This window comes from Stenotrophomonas sp. YJH_SMC_131, from assembly GCF_059367975.1.
The window spans coordinates 103,713-124,189 of the sequence record NZ_JCAFRJ010000005.1; the positions used below are offsets into that span (position 1 = coordinate 103,713).

Annotated in this window: 21 protein-coding genes and 1 other RNA gene; 11 read left to right on the top strand and 11 right to left on the bottom strand. The window is 66.6% G+C overall.

Features of this window, described 5'->3' with window-relative positions; translation table 11 throughout:
- Positions 1-80 precede the first annotated feature (80 nt).
- From AC5P56_RS12055 to AC5P56_RS12065, 3 genes are all read left to right on the top strand, one after another.
- On the top strand, positions 81-3,251 hold the full coding sequence (locus AC5P56_RS12055) for an efflux RND transporter permease subunit (RefSeq protein WP_014646788.1): 3,171 nt from the start codon (positions 81-83) through the stop codon (positions 3,249-3,251).
- A gap of 64 nt (positions 3,252-3,315) precedes the next feature.
- On the top strand, positions 3,316-4,053 hold the full coding sequence (locus AC5P56_RS12060) for an SDR family oxidoreductase (RefSeq protein ID WP_049439198.1): 738 nt from the start codon (positions 3,316-3,318) through the stop codon (positions 4,051-4,053).
- Positions 4,047-5,468, top strand: a complete 1,422-nt coding sequence (locus AC5P56_RS12065; protein WP_014646790.1) for an efflux transporter outer membrane subunit — start codon at positions 4,047-4,049, stop codon at positions 5,466-5,468. The genes AC5P56_RS12060 and AC5P56_RS12065 overlap by 7 nt, the downstream gene beginning before the upstream one ends.
- Positions 5,469-5,509: 41 nt before the next feature.
- Here AC5P56_RS12065 and AC5P56_RS12070 read toward each other — a convergent pair whose 3' ends face one another.
- Positions 5,510-5,887 (bottom strand): VOC family protein, encoded by a 378-nt coding sequence (locus AC5P56_RS12070; protein ID WP_014646791.1) that lies wholly within the window; start codon positions 5,885-5,887, stop codon positions 5,510-5,512.
- A 140-nt stretch (positions 5,888-6,027) separates the two neighbouring features.
- Here AC5P56_RS12070 and AC5P56_RS12075 point away from each other — a divergent pair, with 140 nt between their 5' ends.
- The gene (locus tag AC5P56_RS12075) at positions 6,028-6,291 is read left to right on the top strand and encodes a hypothetical protein (RefSeq protein ID WP_032959134.1); all 264 of its coding nucleotides are present in this window, start codon (positions 6,028-6,030) and stop codon (positions 6,289-6,291) included.
- A gap of 19 nt (positions 6,292-6,310) precedes the next feature.
- On the opposite strand, the gene AC5P56_RS12080 is transcribed toward AC5P56_RS12075, so the two are convergent.
- Positions 6,311-7,168 (bottom strand): endonuclease/exonuclease/phosphatase family protein, encoded by an 858-nt coding sequence (locus AC5P56_RS12080; RefSeq protein ID WP_032959133.1) that lies wholly within the window; start codon positions 7,166-7,168, stop codon positions 6,311-6,313.
- A 401-nt stretch (positions 7,169-7,569) separates the two neighbouring features.
- Between AC5P56_RS12080 and AC5P56_RS12085 the strand changes: the two genes are divergently transcribed.
- A complete protein-coding gene (locus AC5P56_RS12085) occupies positions 7,570-8,796 on the top strand; it encodes a cytochrome P450 (protein ID WP_495231675.1) in 1,227 nt (408 codons plus the stop codon).
- 20 nt (positions 8,797-8,816) lie between these two features.
- On the opposite strand, the gene AC5P56_RS12090 is transcribed toward AC5P56_RS12085, so the two are convergent.
- Together AC5P56_RS12090 and hchA are read right to left on the bottom strand one after the other, a co-directional pair.
- Positions 8,817-9,521, bottom strand: a complete 705-nt coding sequence (locus tag AC5P56_RS12090) for a PA1136 family autoinducer-binding transcriptional regulator (protein ID WP_134967005.1) — start codon at positions 9,519-9,521, stop codon at positions 8,817-8,819.
- Positions 9,522-9,525: 4 nt separating this feature from the next.
- Entirely contained in the window at positions 9,526-10,398 is an 873-nt protein-coding gene (gene hchA, locus AC5P56_RS12095) for a glyoxalase III HchA (RefSeq protein ID WP_495231676.1), read from the bottom strand.
- A gap of 379 nt (positions 10,399-10,777) precedes the next feature.
- Between hchA and AC5P56_RS12100 the strand changes: the two genes are divergently transcribed.
- A complete protein-coding gene (locus AC5P56_RS12100) occupies positions 10,778-12,001 on the top strand; it encodes a cytochrome P450 (protein WP_495231677.1) in 1,224 nt (407 codons plus the stop codon).
- Positions 12,002-12,019: 18 nt separating this feature from the next.
- Here AC5P56_RS12100 and AC5P56_RS12105 read toward each other — a convergent pair whose 3' ends face one another.
- Complete coding sequence (locus AC5P56_RS12105; protein WP_346601466.1) at positions 12,020-14,041, bottom strand: esterase/lipase family protein; 2,022 nt, start codon at positions 14,039-14,041, stop codon at positions 12,020-12,022.
- A 146-nt stretch (positions 14,042-14,187) separates the two neighbouring features.
- On the opposite strand from AC5P56_RS12105, the gene AC5P56_RS12110 reads away from it, so the two are divergent.
- Complete coding sequence (locus tag AC5P56_RS12110) at positions 14,188-14,649, top strand: methyltransferase family protein (RefSeq protein ID WP_049420521.1); 462 nt, start codon at positions 14,188-14,190, stop codon at positions 14,647-14,649.
- A gap of 14 nt (positions 14,650-14,663) precedes the next feature.
- On the opposite strand, the gene AC5P56_RS12115 is transcribed toward AC5P56_RS12110, so the two are convergent.
- Together AC5P56_RS12115 and ssrA are read right to left on the bottom strand one after the other, a co-directional pair.
- A complete protein-coding gene (locus AC5P56_RS12115; RefSeq protein ID WP_069117187.1) occupies positions 14,664-15,149 on the bottom strand; it encodes a hypothetical protein in 486 nt (161 codons plus the stop codon).
- Positions 15,150-15,311: 162 nt separating this feature from the next.
- Positions 15,312-15,665: a transfer-messenger RNA gene (gene ssrA, locus AC5P56_RS12120) on the bottom strand.
- 220 nt (positions 15,666-15,885) lie between these two features.
- Between ssrA and AC5P56_RS12125 the strand changes: the two genes are divergently transcribed.
- Positions 15,886-16,458, top strand: coding sequence for a hypothetical protein (locus AC5P56_RS12125; RefSeq protein ID WP_180835871.1), 573 nt, complete (start codon positions 15,886-15,888; stop codon positions 16,456-16,458).
- 26 nt (positions 16,459-16,484) lie between these two features.
- Here the strand turns inward: AC5P56_RS12125 and AC5P56_RS12130 are convergent, their stop codons facing one another.
- Positions 16,485-16,916 (bottom strand): GNAT family N-acetyltransferase, encoded by a 432-nt coding sequence (locus AC5P56_RS12130; protein ID WP_495231678.1) that lies wholly within the window; start codon positions 16,914-16,916, stop codon positions 16,485-16,487.
- Entirely contained in the window at positions 16,913-17,416 is a 504-nt protein-coding gene (smpB, locus tag AC5P56_RS12135; RefSeq protein ID WP_005409231.1) for an SsrA-binding protein SmpB, read from the bottom strand. Before smpB ends, AC5P56_RS12130 begins: the two co-directional genes overlap by 4 nt.
- Positions 17,417-17,473: 57 nt before the next feature.
- On the opposite strand from smpB, the gene AC5P56_RS12140 reads away from it, so the two are divergent.
- Complete coding sequence (locus AC5P56_RS12140; protein ID WP_032959119.1) at positions 17,474-17,899, top strand: type II toxin-antitoxin system RatA family toxin; 426 nt, start codon at positions 17,474-17,476, stop codon at positions 17,897-17,899.
- Between the two features lie 3 nt (positions 17,900-17,902).
- Positions 17,903-18,160 (top strand): RnfH family protein, encoded by a 258-nt coding sequence (locus tag AC5P56_RS12145; RefSeq protein ID WP_014646806.1) that lies wholly within the window; start codon positions 17,903-17,905, stop codon positions 18,158-18,160.
- 33 nt (positions 18,161-18,193) lie between these two features.
- Here AC5P56_RS12145 and AC5P56_RS12150 read toward each other — a convergent pair whose 3' ends face one another.
- Positions 18,194-18,586 carry an outer membrane protein assembly factor BamE gene (locus tag AC5P56_RS12150; RefSeq protein ID WP_014036847.1) on the bottom strand — a complete coding sequence of 131 codons (393 nt, stop codon included), beginning with the start codon at positions 18,584-18,586 and terminating at the stop codon, positions 18,194-18,196.
- A 103-nt stretch (positions 18,587-18,689) separates the two neighbouring features.
- Here AC5P56_RS12150 and fur point away from each other — a divergent pair, with 103 nt between their 5' ends.
- Positions 18,690-19,106: a ferric iron uptake transcriptional regulator gene (fur, locus tag AC5P56_RS12155; protein ID WP_014646807.1), complete on the top strand. Its 417-nt coding sequence runs from the start codon at positions 18,690-18,692 to the stop codon at positions 19,104-19,106.
- 63 nt (positions 19,107-19,169) lie between these two features.
- On the opposite strand, the gene AC5P56_RS12160 is transcribed toward fur, so the two are convergent.
- Positions 19,170-20,477, bottom strand: a complete 1,308-nt coding sequence (locus AC5P56_RS12160) for an SGNH/GDSL hydrolase family protein (RefSeq protein ID WP_495231679.1) — start codon at positions 20,475-20,477, stop codon at positions 19,170-19,172.

Genomic DNA, 20,477 nt, shown 5'->3' on the forward strand with positions numbered 1-20,477 from the left:
GCAGCCTTCCCTGCCTTCGTCATCCCGGCGAGGGGCAGGGTGGCTGTTGCCCGCCGGACGCCTTTCCCAGGAATTCCTCCATGGACTTTTCCCGTTTCTTCATCGACAGGCCGATCTTCGCGGCGGTGCTGTCGATCGTGATCTTCGCCGCAGGCCTGATCACGATTCCAATCCTGCCGATCAGCGAGTACCCCGAAGTGGTGCCGCCGTCGGTGGTCGTGCGCACGGTGTATCCGGGCGCCAACCCCAAGGTCATTGCCGAGACCGTCGCCACGCCGCTTGAAGAAGCGATCAACGGCGTCGAAGGCATGATGTACCTGAAGTCGGTTGCCGGCTCGGACGGCGTGCTGCAGATGACCGTCACCTTCCGCCCCGGTACCGATCCGGACGCGGCGGCGGTGAAGGTGCAGAACCGCGTGGCGCAGGCGCAGGCGCGCCTGCCCGAGGACGTGCGCCGGCAGGGCGTGACTACGCAGAAGCAGTCGCCAACCTTCCTGATGGTGGTGCACCTGACCTCGCCGCAAGGCAAGTACGACACCCTGTACCTGCGCAACTACGCCCGCCTGCACGTCAAGGATGCGCTGGCGCGTATTCCGGGCGTGGGTGACGCGCAGATCTTCGGTGGCGGCGACTACGCCATGCGTGCCTGGCTGGACCCGGACAAGGTGGCTTCGCGTGGCCTGACCGCCAGCGACGTGGTGCGTGCCATGCGCGAGCAGAACGTGCAGGTTTCGGCGGGCCAGCTCGGCGCCGAACCGTTGCCGAACAGCCAGTTCCTGACCCTGATCAACGCCCAGGGCCGCCTGAAGAGCGAAAAGGAATTCGGCGACATCGTGCTCAAGAGCGGCACCGATGGCGAGATCGTGCGCCTGGCCGACGTGGCCCGCCTTGAACTGGGTGCCGGTGACTACACCCTGCGCTCGCAGCTGGATGGCAAGAACGCGGTCGGTATCGGTATCTTCCAGTCGCCCGGTGCGAATGCGCTGGAGATTCGTGACCAGGTCATCTCGACGATGGACGAGATGCAGAAGACCATGCCGGCCGACGTGAAGTACGAAGCGGTGTATGACACCACCATCTTCGTGCGCGACTCGATCAAGGCCGTGGTCTCCACGCTGCTGGAAGCCATCGCCCTGGTGGTGCTGGTGGTGATCCTGTTCCTGCAGACCTGGCGTGCCTCGATCATCCCGTTGATCGCGGTGCCGGTGTCGGTGGTGGGTACCTTCGCCGCGCTGTACCTGCTGGGCTTCTCGATCAACACGCTGAGCCTGTTCGGCCTGGTGCTGGCGATCGGCATCGTGGTCGACGACGCGATCGTGGTGGTGGAGAACGTCGAGCGCAACATCGAGGAAGGCCTGTCACCCACCGCTGCGGCCCACCAGGCCATGCGTGAAGTGTCCGGCCCGATCGTGGCGATCGCGCTGGTGCTGTGTGCCGTGTTTGTGCCGATGGCCTTCCTGTCCGGCGTCACCGGCCAGTTCTACAAGCAGTTCGCAGTCACCATCGCCATCTCCACGGTGATCTCGGCGATCAACTCGCTGACCCTGTCGCCGGCCCTGGCCGCGCGTCTGCTGAAAGCCCATGGTGCTCCGAAGGATGCGCCGAGCCGCCTGATCGACCGCCTGTTCGGCTGGGTGTTCCGTCCGTTCAACCGCTTCTTCAAGTCCAGCTCGGAGAAGTACGAGCGTGGCGTGGCCCGCATCCTCGGCCGTCGTGGCGCGGTGTTCGTGGTCTACGCGATCCTGCTGGTCGGTACCGGCGTGATCTTCAAGCTGGTGCCGCCGGGCTTCATCCCGACCCAGGACAAGCTGTACCTGATCGCCGGTGTAAAGCTGCCGGAAGGTTCGTCGATCGCGCGCACCGATGAAATGCTGCGCAAGGTCGCCAAGATCGCCCAGGAAACCGATGGCGTGGCCCACACCATCTCGTTCCCGGGTCTGAACGCGCTGCAGTTCACCAACACGCCGAACACCGGTGTGGCGTTCATCCCGCTCAAGCCGTTCGCCGAGCGCCATGGCCGCACCGCCGCACAGATCAATGCCGAGATCAACCAGAAGATCGCCGGCCTGCAGGAAGGCTTCGCGTTCGCGATGATGCCGCCGCCGATCCTCGGCCTGGGCAACGGCAACGGCTACCAGATGTTCATCGAGGACCGTGGCAACCTGGGTTACGGCGCGCTGCAGAATGCGGTGCAGGCAATGCAGGGCACCGTTGCGCAGACGCCGGGCATGGCCTTCCCGATCAGCAGCTACCAGGCCAACGTGCCGCAGCTGGATGCCGAAGTGGACCGCGTCAAGGCCAAGGCGCAGGGCGTGCAGCTCACCGAGCTGTTCGACACCCTGCAGACCTACCTCGGTTCGGCCTACGTCAACGACTTCAACCAGTTCGGCCGTACCTGGCAGGTGATCGCCCAGGCCGACGGTCCGTTCCGCGAGACGGTCGAGGACATCGGCAAGCTGCGTACCCGCAACGACCGCGGCGAAATGGTGCCGATCGGTTCGATGGTCACCATCAAGCAGACCTTCGGCCCGGACCCGGTGCTGCGCTTCAATGGCTATCCGGCAGCAGACCTGGCCGGTGAGGCTGACCCGCGCCTGCTGTCGTCGGCCGAGGCGATGAACAAGCTGACCGAGATCGCCGGCAAGGTGCTGCCGGTGGGCATGACCACCGAATGGACCGACCTGAGCTACCAGCAGGCGACCCAGGGCAAGGCGGCCTTCATCGTGTTCCCGGTGGCGATCATGCTGGCCTTCCTGGTGTTGGCCGCGCTGTACGAGAGCTGGTCGCTGCCGCTGGCGGTGATCCTGATCGTGCCGATGACCCTGCTGTCCGCGCTGTTCGGCGTGTGGCTGACCGGTGGCGACAACAACGTGTTCGTGCAGGTCGGCCTGGTGGTGCTGATGGGCCTGGCGTGCAAGAACGCGATCCTGATCGTCGAATTCGCCAGAGAGCTGGAGATGGGCGGCAAGGGCATCGTTGAAGCCGCGCTGGAAGCCTGCCGCCTGCGTCTGCGCCCGATCGTGATGACCTCCATCGCCTTCATCGCCGGTACCGTGCCGCTGGTGCTGTCGCACGGCGCGGGTGCCGAGGTGCGCTCGGTGACCGGTATCACCGTGTTCGCCGGCATGCTGGGCGTGACCCTGTTCGGCCTGTTCCTCACCCCGGTGTTCTACGTGGCCCTGCGCAAGTTCGTCACCCGCAACGGCGGTGGCCAGCTGGTGCAGCACGGCGAGCCGACCATCCACCACTGACATGGAACCCCGTCGCCGCCGGTCACTGGCCGGCGGCGGCTTTCCACCCACAAGGCATGCATCCATGAATACCCATCAGAACAAGATCGCGCTGGTCACCGGCGCCACCCGTGGCATCGGCCTGGAAACCGTGCGCCAGCTGGCCCAGGCAGGTGTGCATACGCTGCTGGCCGGTCGCAAGCGCGATACGGCGGTGGAGCTGGCACTGAAGCTGCAGGCTGAAGGCCTGCCGGTCGAAGCCCTGCAACTGGACGTGACCGACGCGGCCAGCATCGCCGAAGCGGTCGAGCAGGTGCGCCAGCGTCACGGCCGCCTCGACATCCTGGTCAACAATGCCGGCATCATGATCGAGAACCCGGCGCAGGCGCCGTCGGAGCAGTCGCTCGACACCTGGAAGCGTACCTTCGACACCAACGTGTATGCGCTGGTCGCAGTAACCCAGGCATTCCTGCCGCTGGTCAAGCAGGCCAAGTCCGGGCGCATCGTCAACGTGTCGAGCATGCTCGGCTCGCAGACCCTGCACGCGGATCCCTCATCGGGCATCTACCACTTCAAGATTCCCGCCTACAACGCGTCCAAGGCCGCGGTGAACAGTTGGACCCTGAGCCTGGCCTACGAGCTGCGCAACACCCCGATCAAGGTCAATACCGTGCATCCGGGTTACGTGAAGACCGACATGAACGGCGGCAACGGCGAAATCGAAATCGCCGAAGGCGCGCGCTCCAGCGTGCAGATGGCGCTGATCGGCGAATCCGGTGCCAGCGGCAGCTTCACCTACCTGGGCGAGGTGCTGCCATGGTGATCCGCACGTTGGCGATGGCCGTCTCCAGCCTGGTGCTGGCAGGCTGTGTCAGCGTCGGCCCGAACTACAAGGCCCCGGTGCAGGAACCGGTGGTCCTGCAGAGCGCACAGCAGCCGGTCTTCAGCACCGTTTCGCCGGTGGCCAGCTGGTGGGCGCAGTTCGATGATCCGGTGCTGGAACAGCTGGTGCATGGCGCCCTGTCGGACAACCTGGACCTGCGCGTGGCCGTGGCCCGCGTCAGCCAGGCCCGCGCGGTGTTCGTCGAAAGCCGTTTCGACCAGGCGCCGCACATCACCGCTGGCGGCAGCTACGACCGCCGCAAGCAACCCGATCCGCAGCTGGGTGGGCAGCGGGTGTTCAGTGAAAGCTACCAGCTCGGCTTCGACGCCGGCTGGGAGCTGGATCTGTTCGGCCGCAAGCGCCGTGCCGCTGAGGCCGCACGCGCCGACCTCGGTGCCGAGCAGGCCAACCTGGCCGATGCGCAGGTACTGGTCGCCGCCGAAGTGGCACGCAATTACTTCGAGCTGCGCGGAACGCAGAAGCGCATCGCGGTGGCCCAGCACACGCTGGAAAACCTGCGCGATACGCAGAAGCTGACCGAGGCGCGCTGGGAACTGGGCGCGGGAAGCGAGCTGGATGTGCAGAGCAGCCGCGCCCGCCTGAAGGCGATCGAGGCCGACATCCCGTTGCTGGAAGTGGCCGAGGCGCAGTCGCGCAACCGGCTGGCCGTGCTGCTCGGCCAGCGCCCGGAAGTGCTGACCGACATGCTCGCGCCGCACGACGTGCCGGCCTTCGCCAAGGCGCTGCCGCTGGGCGATACCCGCGAACTGCTGCGCCAGCGCGCCGACGTGCGCGTGGCCGAGCGTCGCCTGGCCGCTGCGACCGCACGCGTGGGCGTGGCCACCGCGGACCTGTTCCCGCGGTTGTCGCTGTCCGGCTTCGTCGGGTTCCTCGGCGGCGATGCCAGTGGCCTGGTCAATGGCAACAACAAGGCCTGGTCGCTGACCCCGTCGCTGAGCTGGGCAGCATTCGACTTCGGTACCGTGCGTGCACGCCTGCGTGCCAGCAAGGCTGAAGCCGAAGGCGTGGCCGCGCAGTACGAGCAGGCCGTGCTGCTGGCGCTGGAAGATACCGAGAACGCGCTGACCCGCTATTCCAAGCAGCAGGCACGGCTGGCGATCGTGGTCGAGCAGGCACAGGCCGCACGGCGTGCCGAATCACTGGCACAGATCCGCTATCGCGAAGGCTCGGAAGACTTCCTGACCCTGCTGGATGCGCAGCGCACGCAGTTGGCGGCCGATGACGCCCTGGCGGCGGCCGAGTCCGAAGTCAATGTCAGCGTGGTGGGCGTGTACAAGGCGCTGGGCGGCTGGGGGCAATCACCGCAGCAACCGAGCGTGGCGCAGGTGCAGTAACCGCAGGGGACGGAGGCAGTGGCTTCCGTCCCCTCCTGCTTTCAGGGCCACTGATTGGCCGGCACCTCGCGCTCGCGCATGCGCACGATGCAGAAGCGATGGCCGGTCGGTGCTTCCATCACCCACCAGCGTTTGACGAAGCCTATCCGGCGCGCGCCGAGCTTCTCCAGGCGGTCGGCCTCGGCATCGATGTCGTCGCTCTCGATGTCCAGGTGCACCCGTGACGGGTGATCGACCCGCTGGACTTCCACGTTCAAGCCCGCCGGTGCACCCAGCAGGTCGGCATACTCGGCGCCCCCTTCGACACGCGCCGCCTGTGCCTGCAGGCCGAGCGCGGCGGCCCAGAAGCCGGCACCTGCGTCGGCGGGAAGGTCCTGGCAGTCGATGATGAATCCAGCCAGCCGGCTCTGGTGGGCCATGTCCTGCTCCGCAGTTCGGGGGAGGAGGCAGGGTAACGCGATGCGTTCCGCGTACATCTTCACCTTCGTGACGTTTCTGACTCTGCCGGAATGCCGGCCCGACGTGTAACAAGTGGGTCAGGCACTCGGGAGGACAGGCGATGGCGGATGGAAGGCGGGATACCCAACGGATGTTGTTCGGCGATCCGGGTCCACCCGGTGCGGGTCTGTCAGTGGCGGTCGTGGTGCTGCTGGTGCTGGCGACGATGGCGGCGGCGGTCGGTTTCCTGCGCCTGCAGGATTCGATGTTGGGGCTGGGCCTGATTGGCGTGGCCGTGTTCCTGGCGATCGGGGCCCGCATCTGCCAGGCGCGCGACCAGCATCAGGCGCTGTATCGCCTGCTGTCGCGGCAGCCACCGCCGTAGCGGCGGCTGCCGTGGCTGCTCAGTGCCTGGGCCAGTCCAGTTCGACCACCAGCGGGAAATGATCCGAAGGCAGCACGCCACCGATGCGGCGGTCATCGGTCAGGAAGCTGCGCGCATGGAAGCCGCGCACCAGGACCCAGTCCAGCTGCACGGTGGCCTTGCCGGTGAAATCGTGGAAGGTCAGCCGCGGGCCCTGCGGAGCCTTCACCTGGGTACGGGTGTCCTGCAGCACGCGGGTGAATGCCTTGTAGGTGTCGCCGCCGGGTTCGCTGTTGAAGTCGCCGGTCAGCACGACGGGCAGATCGGCCGGCAGGTTGGCTACGCGCTTGCCGATCAGTTCGGCACCCTTGACCCGCCGCGGCTCGTCTTCGTCGCGGTAGGGCAGGTGGGTGTTCATGAAGTAGAAGCGGCGGCCGTCGTCGATGCGGCGGAACAGCGCCCAGGTGACCATGCGTGGATACAGGTTGCCCCAGGTGATGCTGCCGGGCACATCGGGCGTATCGGACAACCAGAAGTTGCCTGATTCCTCGATCGCCAGCACCTTGCTGTCGTAGAACACGCCCATGTGCTCGTCGCCGCTGCCGCCGCGGCGGCCCTCGCCGAACCAGCGGTAGCCGGGGAGGTGTCCTGCCAGGTACTCGGCCTGCTCCTGCACCAGTTCCTGGGTGCCGATCACCGCCGGGTGCGCATCGAGGATGACCTTCACCATCGCGTCGCGACGGTCGGGCCAGCGCTTGCCCGGCTCGGTATCGGCCGGGGTGCGCACATTGAACGACATCACCTTCAACGGCGCGGGGGCTGCGGCCCAGGCGCTGGTCGCAGGCAGGGCAAGCGCCAGCAGCGCAGACAGTACAGGGCGACGGAAACGCGACAACATCGTGGAATCCCTCCATTCCATGAAAACGGTTTCTTGGAGCATCGCACGGATTGCCTGTTCATGGCTGTGCGCGCGCTGGCGGTATCCGCCGGTCGCCGCGGCGTATTCAGCAGGGCCTTTGACAGCGCATTGACCCGCCCGCGCGGGCCTGCGTGCTAGAACGGCGCTGCCGGCCACTGAACCCGGCACCGCAGCAACCATCAACGGAACCACAAGGAGCTGTGCCATGACACGATTGATTCGCGCCCTGCAGGTGTCGCTGAACCTGCGTTCGGACAATTCCACGCAGTGCATCCGTTCCAAGTATCGCTACTGGAATATCTTCTGACCGGAAGGACTCCACGTATACGATGACATCGCCAGGGAGGGTCGATGATCTTCCCTGGCATTGGAGGCAGGGCATGGATGAGCGTGCAGCGGATGCGGAAGTGGTTTCCATCGACGACCTGCTCGAACGCGTGCGTCGCGAAGGGCCGGTACTGCGCTTCAACAATGATGTCGTCGGCATCTTTGATCCGGCCCTGGCGGTCAGGATCGACAAGGCCAACACCGACCAGCACACCGTACCGGATTCACTGATTGATTTTCTCGGGCTGCGCAGTGGCAGGGACCCTGTTGCGTGGCGCGAGGTGCGGGCGTTGCTGAGCGAGCAGGCCGGGCGGCTGGCCAGTCCCGGCCACATGCGCGACCTCTACACGCGCATGCACGGCTTCCTTGCCCAGCGCGCGGACAGGCCGCATGACCTCAGCGAACTGAGCTGGTGGACGATCTCGCAGTCGCTGTTGCCGATGCTGATCGACGGCCTCAGTCGATCCGACGTCGATGCGCTCATCGGTGAGCAGAAGACCCGATACAACGCCATCGTGCTGCAGAACTTCTCGTTCTGGCGGCGGATCATCGACTTCCATCTTTCCCGCCGCGCGGCGCGCACGGTGTCGCGGCACATCCGGCGTCGTGCGCGCCAGACCGTGCCACGCGAGGACTTCCTGCAATCCCTGCTGCCGCTGGTGCAGCGGGTCGGGGTGGACCGCGTGGCCTATCTGGTGTCGATGGTGCTGGCCGGCATGTCGGGCCTGCCGGGCATCACGGCGGCCAGCCTGCTGTACGCGATGCATCGATTTCCGCACTGGCAGGCGCGCATCCGCGAGGAAACCTCGGCGCTGAGCCTGGAGCAGTTGTATGCGCTGCCGATCAAGTCGCTGCCGTGCACGTCGCGTTTCGTCAAGGAAACCCTGCGGCTGTGGCCGGGACTGTTCGCGCTGCATCGTCCGGCCTCGCATGATATCGACATCGAGGGCGTGTGCATCCGCAAGGGCGGGGCATACGAGTTGTCGTCCTACTTCCAGCATCATTCGCCGGAGTACTGGCAGAACCCGGACAGCTTCGATCCTGATCGCTGGTTGCCGGAGCGACGCCAGGCCAACAAGGGCGCCTACGTGCCCTTCGGATTTTCCTCGCGGGCCTGCATCGGCAGTGCGGTCGGCCACGCGCAGCTGCTGCTGTTCTGCGCATTGGTGACCCGCGATTTCGAGTTTACGGTACAGGATGAGCCCACACCGTGGATGCAGCTGGAAGGCTTTGCCATTCCGGTCGATTTCATCGGTACGCTGACGCCGCGGCACGCCTGACAGCATCTGTACTGCCTGGCTCAGTCTTCAATCTCGCCACGGCGGCCTGCCGCGCGCACCGCCTGCGCGGTGGTGGCCACGCCGAGCCGTTGTCGCGCTCGCCGCAGGTGGTTCTCCACCGTGCGTGCAGACAGCCCCAGCGTGGCCGCGATCTCCGCCTGGCGCCGTCCAGCAGCGACCCAGCGCAGCACCTCGCGTTCGCGTGCGCTCAACGCGCCTGCGCGAACATCCGCGGGCGCCTCGGCGAACTGGCGCGCCGCACGGAAGGCTGACGTTCCGACCATTTCCAGCAGCAGGCGCGCGCTGGCGGATGCATCAATCGAGGTGCCGGCGAAACTGACCGCACCCTCCAGGCCGGTCGGGCCGAACACCGGCACCTGCAACCCATGCAGGCCATCGCCGCGCGGCTGCTTCACCACCTGATAGCGTTCGCCGCGCACGCCCTGGCGCTTGCTCCAGAAGAACGGCGCATTGCCGTCCAGTACATGGCGGTTGACCGGGCAGGCATGCAGGTAGCGGGCAAGTCCGGTATCGCTGCCGTCGCCGAACCAGTCACCCTCGATCCAGTACACGCGCTGCGCGTCGCGTTCCAGCCCGGTCCCGGTGGCAAACACCAGCAGTCGATCGTAGCCCAGGGGTGAGGCGGCGGCGCGCAGCACGCCGCCCACCGCGGGCAGTGACCGCGCCTGTTCCAGTTCCAGCAGCGCGGGCACCAGCGCAGGCATTAGCTCAGCGCCCCGCCAGTGCATCGAGCAGCGTACGCGCGGCCAGCTTGCCCAACGCGTTGCCGGCCAGCGGACTGTCGCCGGTCAGCAGCAGGCGATCCTGCAGCACGCTGCCATCGATGCCCTCATTGACGATCTGCACGCCCTGCTGCGCCAGGCGTTCACCGAAGAACCAACGCAGCTGCCCCGGCATGTAGCCGATCTCCGGTGTCTGCCGGTCCATTGCGTCGGGGAAGGCGCAGATGCGGTAACCACGGAACAGCGAGCCACCGTCGGCTTCGTCGACGCCCGCCGCCAGCAGCGCCGCCGGGCCATGGCAGAGCGTGATGATGTGGCGCTGCCCGGCCATGGCCCACTGCAGCGTGGCCTTCACCGCCGCGCTCCCGGGCAGGCCGATCAGTGCGCCGTGGCCACCGGGAATGAAGATGGCGGCATAGTCCGAATCGGCTCCCAGGCCGGCCACCACCTCATCCAGCTGCAACGGCTGGCGGAAGCGCGCCTCATAGCGTTCGTACAGGGCACCGATCTCGCGGTCCTCGCGCGGGAAGGCCCACCACTCGAACTTCACGGCGTTGCCGGACAGCGTCGCCACGTCGATGTCGAAGCCGGCCTTGTCCAGGTGGTACATCGGCAGCAGGGTTTCCACCGGGTGGTTGCCGGTGGAGAACAGGTGGCCATTGGCGGTCGGCAGATAACGCTCGTCGGCGGCGATCATCAGCACCTTCCAGCGGCCATCGCGGCGTGCATCCGGATAGTCGGCCCCGGACAGGTCGCTCTGGGGCGAGGTGAACTGCGACAGCGAGTACGGCGACGGGAAGAAGGCATCGCGCTCGGCCGGATCGGGGGTGGGCTGGCGGCTGGGCTCTTGCGTGTTCATGCGGACCTCCGTTGGGGGAAAGTGAGCCCAGCATAGGAGGCCGCGTGCGCAGGCGCGATGAGGGATTCCCCTCAATGGACCACCACCCGGATGCTGCATCGCGCCACCGGCCCGGTTGGACAGCGGGATTATGTCGTGTTATCTAGCCGGTGCCGGGATAATCCCGGCATAACCACACAGCAAGCAAAGGAATGAAAATGAAAAGATTCGCCCGAGCATTGCGCGTCACTCTGAATATCCATCCGAACGAGAAGAGCAGTGTGTGGAATACCTGGCCGCTCTGGGTCGAGTTCTGATCCTGCGGGGCAACCCCGCGATTGAGCGGTAGCAAGACGAAGGGACTCGTCTTTCGAGTCCCTTCCTGCCGGAGACGCACTGCATGCAAGGGATGTCGAATGAAGGCAGCGCCATTGCTGCCGAGCGCCTGGCTGCGCGCGTGGAGCGCGAAGGACCGGTGCTGAAACTGGAAACCGGCGGTATCGGGGTGTTCTGCCCAGAACTGGCCGGCAAGGTCGACAAGGAGAATTCCGAGCACCTGTTCGTGGTCGAGTCGCTGGCCGACCTGTTCCGCCGGCACGAACGCGTGCGCTGGACCGAAGTGCGCAGCCTGATCGCGACCCGCAGTGCTGAGCTTACCGGAGCGCAGACCCTGGAGGCGCTGCAGTCGCGCATGCGGCAGGCGTTGGACGCACTGTGCGGGCGCGAGCTGGATGCCACGCCAGCCGTGTGGAAGGTGATGGCGCATCCGCTGGTGCCACTGGTGATCGACGGGCTCGACGCGCGCGGTACCGCGGCCATCGAACGCGCCCTGCATCTGCGCTACACCACCCAGGTCGAGCAGGTCATCCATCGGCGTCATCTGCTGCGCAACTTCCTCATCGGTCGTGGCGAATCGCGGGCGATCGCCGCCGAACTCAGGCGCCGGGTCCGCAGCGGACGTTCGCCGCTGGACTACGCGCAGTCATTGTTGACCCTTCGCGAGCGCATCGGCCTGGACAAGGTCACCTACCTGGTCACCGTGCAGCTGATCGCCATTTCCGGGGTGCCCGGCATGATGGCCGCCTGCCTGCTGCTGGCGATGCAGATGCATCCACACTGGCGCCAGCGCATCGAGGAGGAATTCGCGCCGCTCTCGGATGCGGAGATCCATGCGCTGCCGATGGCCAGGATTCCCTGCACGATGCGCTTCCTGAAGGAAGTGATGCGGCTGTATTCCACACCCTTCAACAACCGTCGGGTGGCCGCCTGCGATCTGCAGGTGGAAGGGCAGGCCATCGCCGAGGGCACGGTGTTCGAGCTGAGCTCGTTCATCCAGCATCGCTCGGCGAAATACTGGGATGACCCGCTGCTGTTCGATCCCGATCGCTGGCTGCCCGAAAGGCGCAAGCGCACCGCCGGCATCTATGTGCCTTATGGCTTCCCCACGCGCTCGTGCGTGGGATCGGCGGTGGGCAACGCGCAACTGGTACTGCTGTGTGCGCTGCTGGCGCGCGAATTCCGTTTCACCCCCAGCGCCGACTACCGGCCCGAGGTGCGCATGGAAGGCTTCGCGATTCCCGCGGCGCTGCACGGCACGTTCTCGCGCCATACGGCCGGTGCCTGATCTGCAGGGGCGGGCGGCTTACTTTGCCGTACGCCCGTGTTCCTGCATGTCCTCATGCAGGATCCGCCGCAGCTCGACGATGGCCGGCGTGGCTTCCTGCACGCTGTGACCGGACACGATCACCTTCTCCGAAACGGCGTGTGGCAGGTGCGAGCTCCAATAGGGCACCAGCCCGTCATCGGTTTTTTCCAGTGGGCCATCGGCCTTGGCGCGGGCGATGATCGAGTGGTAGTGCACCTTCGGTGACATCGGCAGGTCGGCCACGGCGCGGACGAACGGGTCGTCCTTGTCCAGGTTCTGGATGCTGTTCATCTGGTAGCCGTGCTTGCCATCGTTGCGATCGATCTGGCCGTCGTTGGCCAGCGTCGCCACGTCCTCCAGCACGGTCAGCGGCAGCCGTACCAGGCGGCCGATCCAGCGGCCGAGGCGGGTACCGGCCACGTCGGTGCCGCGATGCGGTGTGGCGATGAACACCACCCGCGATACTTCCGGTTCCGGCAGGAAGGTCAGTACCGGCGCGCCCTTGGTGCGCAGCAGCTCGCGCTGGGCGGGCGTCATCTGCGCGGTGGCCAGCAGGGTGTCGACCAGGTGGTCGCCGGAGGAAGAGACCATCAACCGCGCGATCACCCCGCCCATGCTGTGCCCGACCAGCACCATGTCATGCGAGGCCTGCGCCTTGCCGCTGGGGTCGAAGTGCTTGAGCACTTCGGCCAGCGTGTGGCGTATCGCATCGTGGCTCATCGCGATGGGCATGTTGGTCGGGTAGTAGAACTGCCAGACCTGGAAGTCCTGGCGGATCTCGTCGTCGCGCATCAGTTCGTTGGCCACGTTCACCCAGGCCTCGGGACTGCTGGCCAGGCCATGGATCATCAACAGCACGCGGCGGTTCGGGTCGTAGGGCTGCATCATGTACAGATGCGGCGCGTCGATGCCGCCCTTGCCACCAAACAGCGAGCGCAGCGACTGGTGGCTGAAGTTGGAGCGCGCCAGCCACAGTGCGTAGCCCGCAGTGAAGTTGGCCGCCAACGGCACCTGCTGGCCGTGCAGGGTTACTTCCGAGACCTGGTAGGGATCGTGGATCTCCAGTTCCGGCTCGTCGTCGTGCAGCACTTCCCACAGGTTCTTTCCCGAGAAGCGCAGCAGCACCGTCATCGAAGGCGAGGGCATCTCGCTCCAGCTCTGCGCGGCCGGGGTGCTTGCCTGCGCGGCGGGCGTCGCTGCCGAAGGCGGGGTGGCCGTGCTGCCAGCCGGATCGTCCATCACCGCCACCAGCTCGGCACCGAAGCCATCGCGGCGATGCACGCTGCGCAGCGTACCGGTGAACGACAGCGAGGCCGCCGGTACCAGCTCGGTGGGGGTGCGCGTGTCCAGCGGCGATGCTTCGCCCGAAGGGGCCAGCACGAAGGTCCAGCGGCCCAGCTGGAAATGGCTGGCCTGGCTGTGCACGCGCCCGGTGGCGTACGCGTTGTACAGCTGCACCGAGGCTTCCTGCACAGCCAGGTTGTAGTAGTCGCGCACCTGGGTCTGGCGGTCCTCGAAACCACGCTGGTTGGCGGTGCGCTCGGTGAAGAACAGATAGGCATAGGCCTGGCGCGCGACCTGCATCCACGCATCGAGGCGCGGCTGGAAGTCGGCATCCAGTTCGGTGATCGCGGTCTTGGCGCGGCCGGATGCCGAGTACTCGCGCTTCGGTGCCGGCAGGGTCATCGCATGCTGCAGCCACAACTCGGCCAGGCTGGAGCGCTTGTCTTCCTCGCGCACCACGATGCTGCTTTCCATGGCCTCGATGCAGGGCAGGCCGGGCTTGGCACAGACGCCCTCATCGAGCCCGGCCACGCGCAGGGTCTCGGTGGTCGCCGCGCTGAGCTTGCCGGAGGTGAGGATGTCACCGCGCTTGAGCGCGATGTACTGGCCGGGCGTGACCGAGGCGACCTGCACCGACGGTCCGAACTGGCGCAGCGTCGCGCAGCCCCCCAGGGTGAGCAGCACGGTGATGATGAGGGTCGTGCGGCCGATGAAGCCCATGCCCGTGGTAGCCATACGATGCTCCTGCGCGGTGGCGTCACTCTAGCGGCCGGCCTGTCAAAGCGGAATAGACCGAACGGTCGGTTTGGGCCTGGCCGCCGTGGGCGATTCAGCCATTCCCGTGTGACACTGCGGCGAATGGAAGGGACACGGTGATCGCGATGGCCTGGCTGGAAACCCGCATTCCCCCGCCCGTGGTGATGCTGCTGTGCGCCGCTGCGGGCTTTGCAGCACGCTGGCTGTGGCCCGGTTTCCACCTTCGGGTGCCGGTGCCGGTTCTGCTCGCAGGCGTGACGGTGACGCTGGGTGTCGTGCTCAATCTGCTGCCCAAGCTGTCTTTCCAGCGCGCCGGTACCACCGTCAATCCTCTGCGACCTTCGGCGTCGAGCGCGCTGGTTACCAGCGGAATCTACCGCCGCACGCGCAATCCGATGTATCTGGGCCAGGCGTTGGTCCTGCTTGGCGCCATGGTGTACCTGCAGAACCTGATCGCGCTGCTGGTGGTGCCGCTGTTCCTGGTGTACATCACCCGGCTGCAGATCCTGCCGGAGGAGCGGGCACTGATGGCCCGCTTTCCCGAGGCGTACGCGCAATACCGTCATCGCGTGCCGCGCTGGCTGTAGCGTCGGCTACGCCATCAGCGGCTGATCTGGCACTTCACCGCAGCCGAATAGCCCTCGTAGTCGTCGCCCGCGATCACGTGCAGGGTGTGGCGCTTGTCGATGCGCTTCACGTACGACGGCTCTTCGGTGTTGGCATGCTCGTTGACCTCGGTCACCGACCAGGCCTTGGCCAGGCGCTTGGAATCGACGCCGTTCAAGTACACGAAGAGGCTCTTCTCGCCTTCGGCCACGTTTACATCGGCACTGGTGACCGTGCCGCCAAACAGCGCGACCGGCTTGTCCTCCGGCTCGAAGGTGCCGCCCGGTTTCTTGGCCAGGCCGGCGGCCTGCAGCGCATCGATGGCGTCGGCCGCACTGAAGTTCGAGCCGGCCTTGCAGGCCAGCAGCGCTTCCAGCGTGGCGGTGCCGGGGGGCGCGATGGCCGGCGCCGCAGCGAGCGAGGCTGAGGCTGAGGCGAGGGTGGTGAGGAGCAGGACGAGCGTGGTTGTGGCGGTTTTCATTGCAGATCCTTCTGGCGGCAGCAGGCCGGGGCAATGCAGCGATGGAGCGAACGCTCCATCCCGATTATGCCCCACGCTTCCCGCACGACGAGCAGGCACAAAAAAGCCGGAACCCCCTCGACGGGAGATCCGGCTTCTTGCGGCCTCGACAGGCCATACAGATGGTGGAGGTGGGCGGAATTGAACCGCCGTCCGAAGGCACTCCATCCCCAGCACTACATGCTTAGCTCACCGTTGGATCTCGTCCCCGAACAGCACGGTGCGCAAAGCGCATCCGGGAACCAGCCTGTTGTGTTCTAGTGCCGGACTGACAGGCAGCCATCCAGCGCGATTCCATGATAGTGACTCTACACCGCGAGCATGGACACAAGCGGTTTCGAGGCTTAGGCCTTAAGCGGCCAGAGCGTAGTTGTCGTCGTTGGCAACTAGAGTTTTGCAGCTGGATTTACGAGGAAAGCTACCCCCTCGGCATGCGCCAGGCGACTTCACAACCCCCGTCGAAACCAATGCACCCCCGGTTTCTTCAAGTTCTGCAAGGTACAAGGCCTGTTTCGTGTCGCCACGGCCAGTGCCTGCCCAACGCTGCCAATGCTACGCCAAAACAGCTGAACAGTCACCGTGGCAATCCACAACATGTTGTAGAGCCAGCGGCATAGCGGATTGGTAACGTCACTGGCACGAATTTGCGACACACTGGCGGCGACCATCCGGGCCAGGACAGACACGGAGACTGTGGGTGACCGATGCAAGCCAACAACGCAGCCTGCGGCAGCTGATCGGGCCGGTCGGTGCCGACTACCAGCGGCGCGCCCTGCCGCCCGGCTGGGTCTGGGTGGTGCTGGCGGTGTTGCTTGCGGCCACCGCACTGACCGAGCTGCCGGCGACTGCGGCCGCGGCATTGGTGGCCAGTGCGGTGGTTGTGCACTGGTCGCAGCGCGGTCGCATCCATTGGCTGGGCTGGCGCCTGCCGGGCCTGGCCGTGTTGGCGGCCCTGCTGTGGGGGCCGGAAGTGCTGTCGCAATGGTTCGAGCACGGGCTGGCCGTGGTCCTGATGTCGCTGGCCAGCCTCAGCATCGGCGTGCATGTATGGCAGGCGCGACAGATGGCGCGGCAGCTCCAGGGCGCGGCCGATTCGCTGGATGACGCCCAGCTGCTGGCCCTGCTGCCGGCCGACGCGGCCCAGCTGGCGCAGCGGTGGCGCGCCGGCGATGACCGGCATGCGCCGGAACTGGCAGTGGTGATGCAGCTGGCCGTGATGCACGCAGCGCTGGCACCGCGCATGCGCGGGCAGGGCGTGCTGGCAGGGTGACCGGTCGGCGGTTTCCGCGGCCGCGGTCAGGAACCTGACAATGGCTTGCGCAGGTAGATCCGCTCGTGCCCGGGCGGGCAATCGGGCAGCCGCCCATAGACGGTGTAGCCCTGCCGCAGGTAGAAAGCTTCGGCCTGCCAGTCGAAGGTATCCAGCATCACGTTGCGGGCGCCAAGCTGGCGCGCGGCGGCTTCTGCTTCCGCCAGCAGGCGCTGGCCGATGCCTTGCCCGCGCAGTTCCGGATCCACCCACAGCACATGTACCTGCAGCCAGCCAGCACAGACGTCGGCCAGCACACCACCGCGCAGCGCGCCGCGCTCGTCATGCCAGGCCAGGCGGACTGGAGTCTCATCGAGTGAATCGCCGCCGTGGGCCTGGTTGAAGGCCAGCAGGCGCGCGCACAACGTGCGCGTTTCATCGGCGCTGGCAGTCACCATGGCGCCGATGGGGGCGGTCATGCGTCGCGGTTGCCGCGACGCATCACACGCTGCTTCTCGATCGCCCAGTCGCGGTCCTTGGCGGCATCGCGCTTGTCGTGGGTCTGCTTGCCCTTGGCCAGCGCGACTTCGAGCTTGATCTTGTTCTTGCTCCAGTACATCGCAGTGGGCACGATCGTGTAGCCATCGCGCTCGACCTTGCCGACCAGCTTGTCGATCTCGCTCCGGTGCAGCAGCAGCTTGCGCTCGCGCCGGTCATTGGCCACCACGTGGGTGGAGGCCTGGATCAACGGGGTGATCTGCGCGCCGATCAGGAAGATCTCGCCGTGCTTCACATAGGCGTAGGCGTCGATGATGTTGCCGCGGCCAGCGCGGATCGACTTCACCTCCCAGCCCTGCAGGGCCAGGCCGGCCTCGAAGCGCTCTTCGATGTGGTACTCGTGGCGGGCACGCTTGTTCAACGCGATGGTTTTGTTGGCCGTCGCGCTCTTTGCTTTATCCTTGCCGCTGTTCTTGCTCATTTCCGTATTGTCTCCGATTCGGGCCCGCCCGGTCGATTGCCGAAACGTCCTGTATTCATGCCTACTATCCGCCGCAGCGCCCTGGTCGAACATTCGGCCGCGCGCATGTTCGACCTGGTCAACGACGTCCAGGCCTATCCGCGCCGTTTCCGCTGGTGCTCGGCTGCCCAGATCCTGGAGCAGGGCGAGGACCGCCTGGTGGCGCGCCTGGACCTGGGCCTGGGGTCGTTCAGTACCTGGTTCCAGACTGAAAACACCCTGCAGCGCCCGCACAGCATCGACATGCAGCTGCGCGATGGCCCGTTCAAGCAGCTGCACGGCCGCTGGGAATTCCATGCGCTGGCCGAGGATGCGTGCAAGGTCACCCTGACCCTGGAGTTCGAACCCAGCTCGCGCCTGCTCGGTCCGGCCCTGGCGATCGGCTTCCAGGGACTGGCCGATCGCATGGTCAATGATTTCGTCCGCGTCGCCGACGAGGGCTGAGCGATGATCGAGGTCGAGGTGGTGCTGGCCTGGCCGGAGCGCGTGCTGTCGCGCCACCTGCAGCTGGAAGAGGGAGCGACCGTGGCCGACGCCATCGCCGCCGCTGCGCTGGAAGGTAGTGCCGACTGTCCGGCCGCCGCGGTGCATGGCGTGCTGGCCCGTCCACAGCAGGCGCTGCTGGACGGGGACCGCATCGAGCTGCTGCGCCCGCTGCTGGCTGACCCCAAGGACAACCGCCGGCGTCGCGCGCTCGGCGGTTGATCCCGGCAACCCGTCCCTGCGGAGGGGCAGGCCTCAGCGGCCCTTCTTCTTCTTGTCCTTCGGCAGGTTGCGGCCGAACTGGCGCACCGTCTGCTGGGCCAGGGCCTTGTCGTTGCCCGGGAAGTAGTCGCCTTCCCAGCGGGTCACGGCGTCATTCTCGAAGAACACCACGAAGTTCTTCACTTCGGTGCGGCCGAGGCGGTTCACGCGCTGGCTGGAGGTGTAGTCCCAGCGCTGGGCGTGGAACGGGTCGGGGATGGACGGGGTGCCCAGCAGCGCGGTGACCTGCTGCTTGCTCTGCCCGACCTGGAGCTTGGCCACGGCATCTTCCCGGATCAGGTTGCCCTGATAGATGGGTTGCTTGTAGATGATGCCGCACCCGGTGGTGGACAGGGCGACGGCGGCGACCAACAGGAGATTGCGCATCGGGACTGGCGGTTGGGGAAATCAAACCGATGATACACTCCCGGCGTGCCACCGCGACCCAATCCGAGGCAGCTGGCGCTAAATCGCCAATGAACGGAGACCTATGGAAACCCACGACCTGCGTAAAGTCGGCCTGAAGGTGACCCATCCGCGGATGCGGATCCTTGCGCTGCTCGAACAGCGCAATGCCCAGCACCACCAGCACCACATGACCGCCGAGGACATCTACCGCCAGCTGCTCGAGCATGGCGACGAGATCGGCCTGGCGACGGTCTACCGGGTGCTGACCCAGTTCGAGGCCGCCGGCCTCGTGCTCAAGCACAATTTCGAGGGTGGCCAGGCCGTTTACGAGCTGGACCGTGGTGGCCACCACGACCATATGGTCGACGTGGACAGCGGCAAGATCATCGAATTCGAAAGCCATGAGATCGAGGAGCTGCAGCGCAAGATCGCGGCCGATCACGGCTATGAGCTGGAAGAACACTCGCTGGTGCTCTACGTGCGCAAGAAGCGCAAGTAGGCCGTTCCGGCCAGCCGCTAGCGACGAAACCCCGGGCTTGCCCGGGGTTTTTCGTTGCCGGGGTCAGGGCCCTTTCCCTCCAGGAAAGGGGGCCGGCCCCGGGCGCTCTGCGGGGTCGGATCCCTTTGCGCCAGCAAAGGGCTCTGACCCCTTGCAACCGAGCAGGATCTCCAGGTCCACCGCCTCGGCCATCGCCCGGTTGCCGGCATCCCCCGGGTGGAGGTGGTCGCCGGAGTCGTAGGCGGCGGCCATCCGTGACGGATCGGCCGGGTCGCGTAGCGCCGCGTCCAGGTCGATCACCGCGTCGAACGGGCTGTTGCTGCGCAGCCATGCATTGAGCTGTTGGCGCAGGGCCTCCTTGTCCGGGTGGTAGTAGTCGTCCAGCGGCGTGCAGGGCAGGGCGCCCGCGAACGGCATCAGGGTGGCGCCGAATATGCGTAGACCCCGCCGGTGGGCCTGTTCGGCCAGGGCACGATAGCCGGCCTGCAGCTCGGGCAGGCTGGGCCGGGGCTGCGCGCGGGCGAAGGCAGTACCGGGCCAGCTGATGTCGTTGATGCCGATCAGCACGATGACGCTGGCGACGCCGGGCTGATCCAGTGCATCGCGCTGGAAGCGGGCCAGGGCGGACTTTCCCATGCCGTCGCTCAGCAGCCGATTGCCGGAAATGCCCGCGTTGACCACCGCGACGCCGCGCGGTGCCAGACGCGCGGCCAGATGGTCGGTCCAGCGCTGGTCCTGGTCGAGGCTGGCGGTGGCGCCGTCGGTGATCGAGTCGCCAATCACCACCACGCTACGCGCACTGGCGGCGGCCTCGACCTCGATCCCGGTGAGGAACAGGCGTGCGGTAGTGGAACTGGCACCCTGCAGGTCGCGCGCCCGGGCCTGATTGCCGCCGGCGATCCAGCTGGTCTGGCGGCCGTCCCAATGGAACGCCTGCACCGGCGTCGGCCCCGGCACGAAGACGCTGACCTGCAGCGCCTGGTGGTCTTCCGTGGCCACCGCCAGCGGATCGCTCAGCCGTTCCTGACCGGCACCGATCAACACCCCGGGCTGGCCGTCGAAGCTGAGCGGTTGCGGGGTGGCGCCCGCGCCCGCGGCCACGCTGGCCGCCCCGATCCGCAGCGACTGGGTGCCGTAGGCATTGCTCAGCCGCACCCGCAGCCGGGACCCGCCCAGGCTGATGCGCGCGGTCTGGCGGAAGGTCTGGTCCTGCAGCGTGGCCGGAACCAGGGTCGGGAACAGGAAATCCGCGTCCCAGACCGGTTGCGGGCTGGCCTGCCAGCTGGCGACCCAGTGCGGGGCGGATGCGGCACTGGCGACGCCGGACAGGGCGAGCAGGGCGGTGGCGGTGAGCTGGCTCAAGCGGTTCAT

Bases quoted from the DNA above. Each gene is read 5' to 3' on its own strand.
- AC5P56_RS12080 (WP_032959133.1), bottom strand. From the start codon at position 7,168: ATGTTGTCGCGTTTCCGTCGCCCTGTACTGTCTGCGCTGCTGGCGCTT.
- AC5P56_RS12115 (WP_069117187.1), bottom strand. From the start codon at position 15,149: ATGAAAACCGCCACAACCACGCTCGTCCTGCTCCTCACCACCCTCGCC.
- AC5P56_RS12085 (WP_495231675.1), top strand. From the start codon at position 7,570: ATGGATGAGCGTGCAGCGGATGCGGAAGTGGTTTCCATCGACGACCTG.
- AC5P56_RS12075 (WP_032959134.1), top strand. From the start codon at position 6,028: ATGGCGGATGGAAGGCGGGATACCCAACGGATGTTGTTCGGCGATCCG.
- AC5P56_RS12065 (WP_014646790.1), top strand. From the start codon at position 4,047: ATGGTGATCCGCACGTTGGCGATGGCCGTCTCCAGCCTGGTGCTGGCA.
- AC5P56_RS12090 (WP_134967005.1), bottom strand. From the start codon at position 9,521: ATGCCTGCGCTGGTGCCCGCGCTGCTGGAACTGGAACAGGCGCGGTCA.
- AC5P56_RS12110 (WP_049420521.1), top strand. From the start codon at position 14,188: ATGGCCTGGCTGGAAACCCGCATTCCCCCGCCCGTGGTGATGCTGCTG.
- AC5P56_RS12055 (WP_014646788.1), top strand. From the start codon at position 81: ATGGACTTTTCCCGTTTCTTCATCGACAGGCCGATCTTCGCGGCGGTG.
- AC5P56_RS12060 (WP_049439198.1), top strand. From the start codon at position 3,316: ATGAATACCCATCAGAACAAGATCGCGCTGGTCACCGGCGCCACCCGT.
- AC5P56_RS12140 (WP_032959119.1), top strand. From the start codon at position 17,474: ATGCCTACTATCCGCCGCAGCGCCCTGGTCGAACATTCGGCCGCGCGC.
- AC5P56_RS12105 (WP_346601466.1), bottom strand. From the start codon at position 14,041: ATGGCTACCACGGGCATGGGCTTCATCGGCCGCACGACCCTCATCATC.
- AC5P56_RS12145 (WP_014646806.1), top strand. From the start codon at position 17,903: ATGATCGAGGTCGAGGTGGTGCTGGCCTGGCCGGAGCGCGTGCTGTCG.
- smpB (WP_005409231.1), bottom strand. From the start codon at position 17,416: ATGAGCAAGAACAGCGGCAAGGATAAAGCAAAGAGCGCGACGGCCAAC.
- AC5P56_RS12160 (WP_495231679.1), bottom strand. From the start codon at position 20,477: ATGAACCGCTTGAGCCAGCTCACCGCCACCGCCCTGCTCGCCCTGTCC.
- AC5P56_RS12130 (WP_495231678.1), bottom strand. From the start codon at position 16,916: ATGACCGCCCCCATCGGCGCCATGGTGACTGCCAGCGCCGATGAAACG.
- hchA (WP_495231676.1), bottom strand. From the start codon at position 10,398: ATGAACACGCAAGAGCCCAGCCGCCAGCCCACCCCCGATCCGGCCGAG.
- AC5P56_RS12150 (WP_014036847.1), bottom strand. From the start codon at position 18,586: ATGCGCAATCTCCTGTTGGTCGCCGCCGTCGCCCTGTCCACCACCGGG.
- AC5P56_RS12070 (WP_014646791.1), bottom strand. From the start codon at position 5,887: ATGGCCCACCAGAGCCGGCTGGCTGGATTCATCATCGACTGCCAGGAC.
- AC5P56_RS12100 (WP_495231677.1), top strand. From the start codon at position 10,778: ATGCAAGGGATGTCGAATGAAGGCAGCGCCATTGCTGCCGAGCGCCTG.
- fur (WP_014646807.1), top strand. From the start codon at position 18,690: ATGGAAACCCACGACCTGCGTAAAGTCGGCCTGAAGGTGACCCATCCG.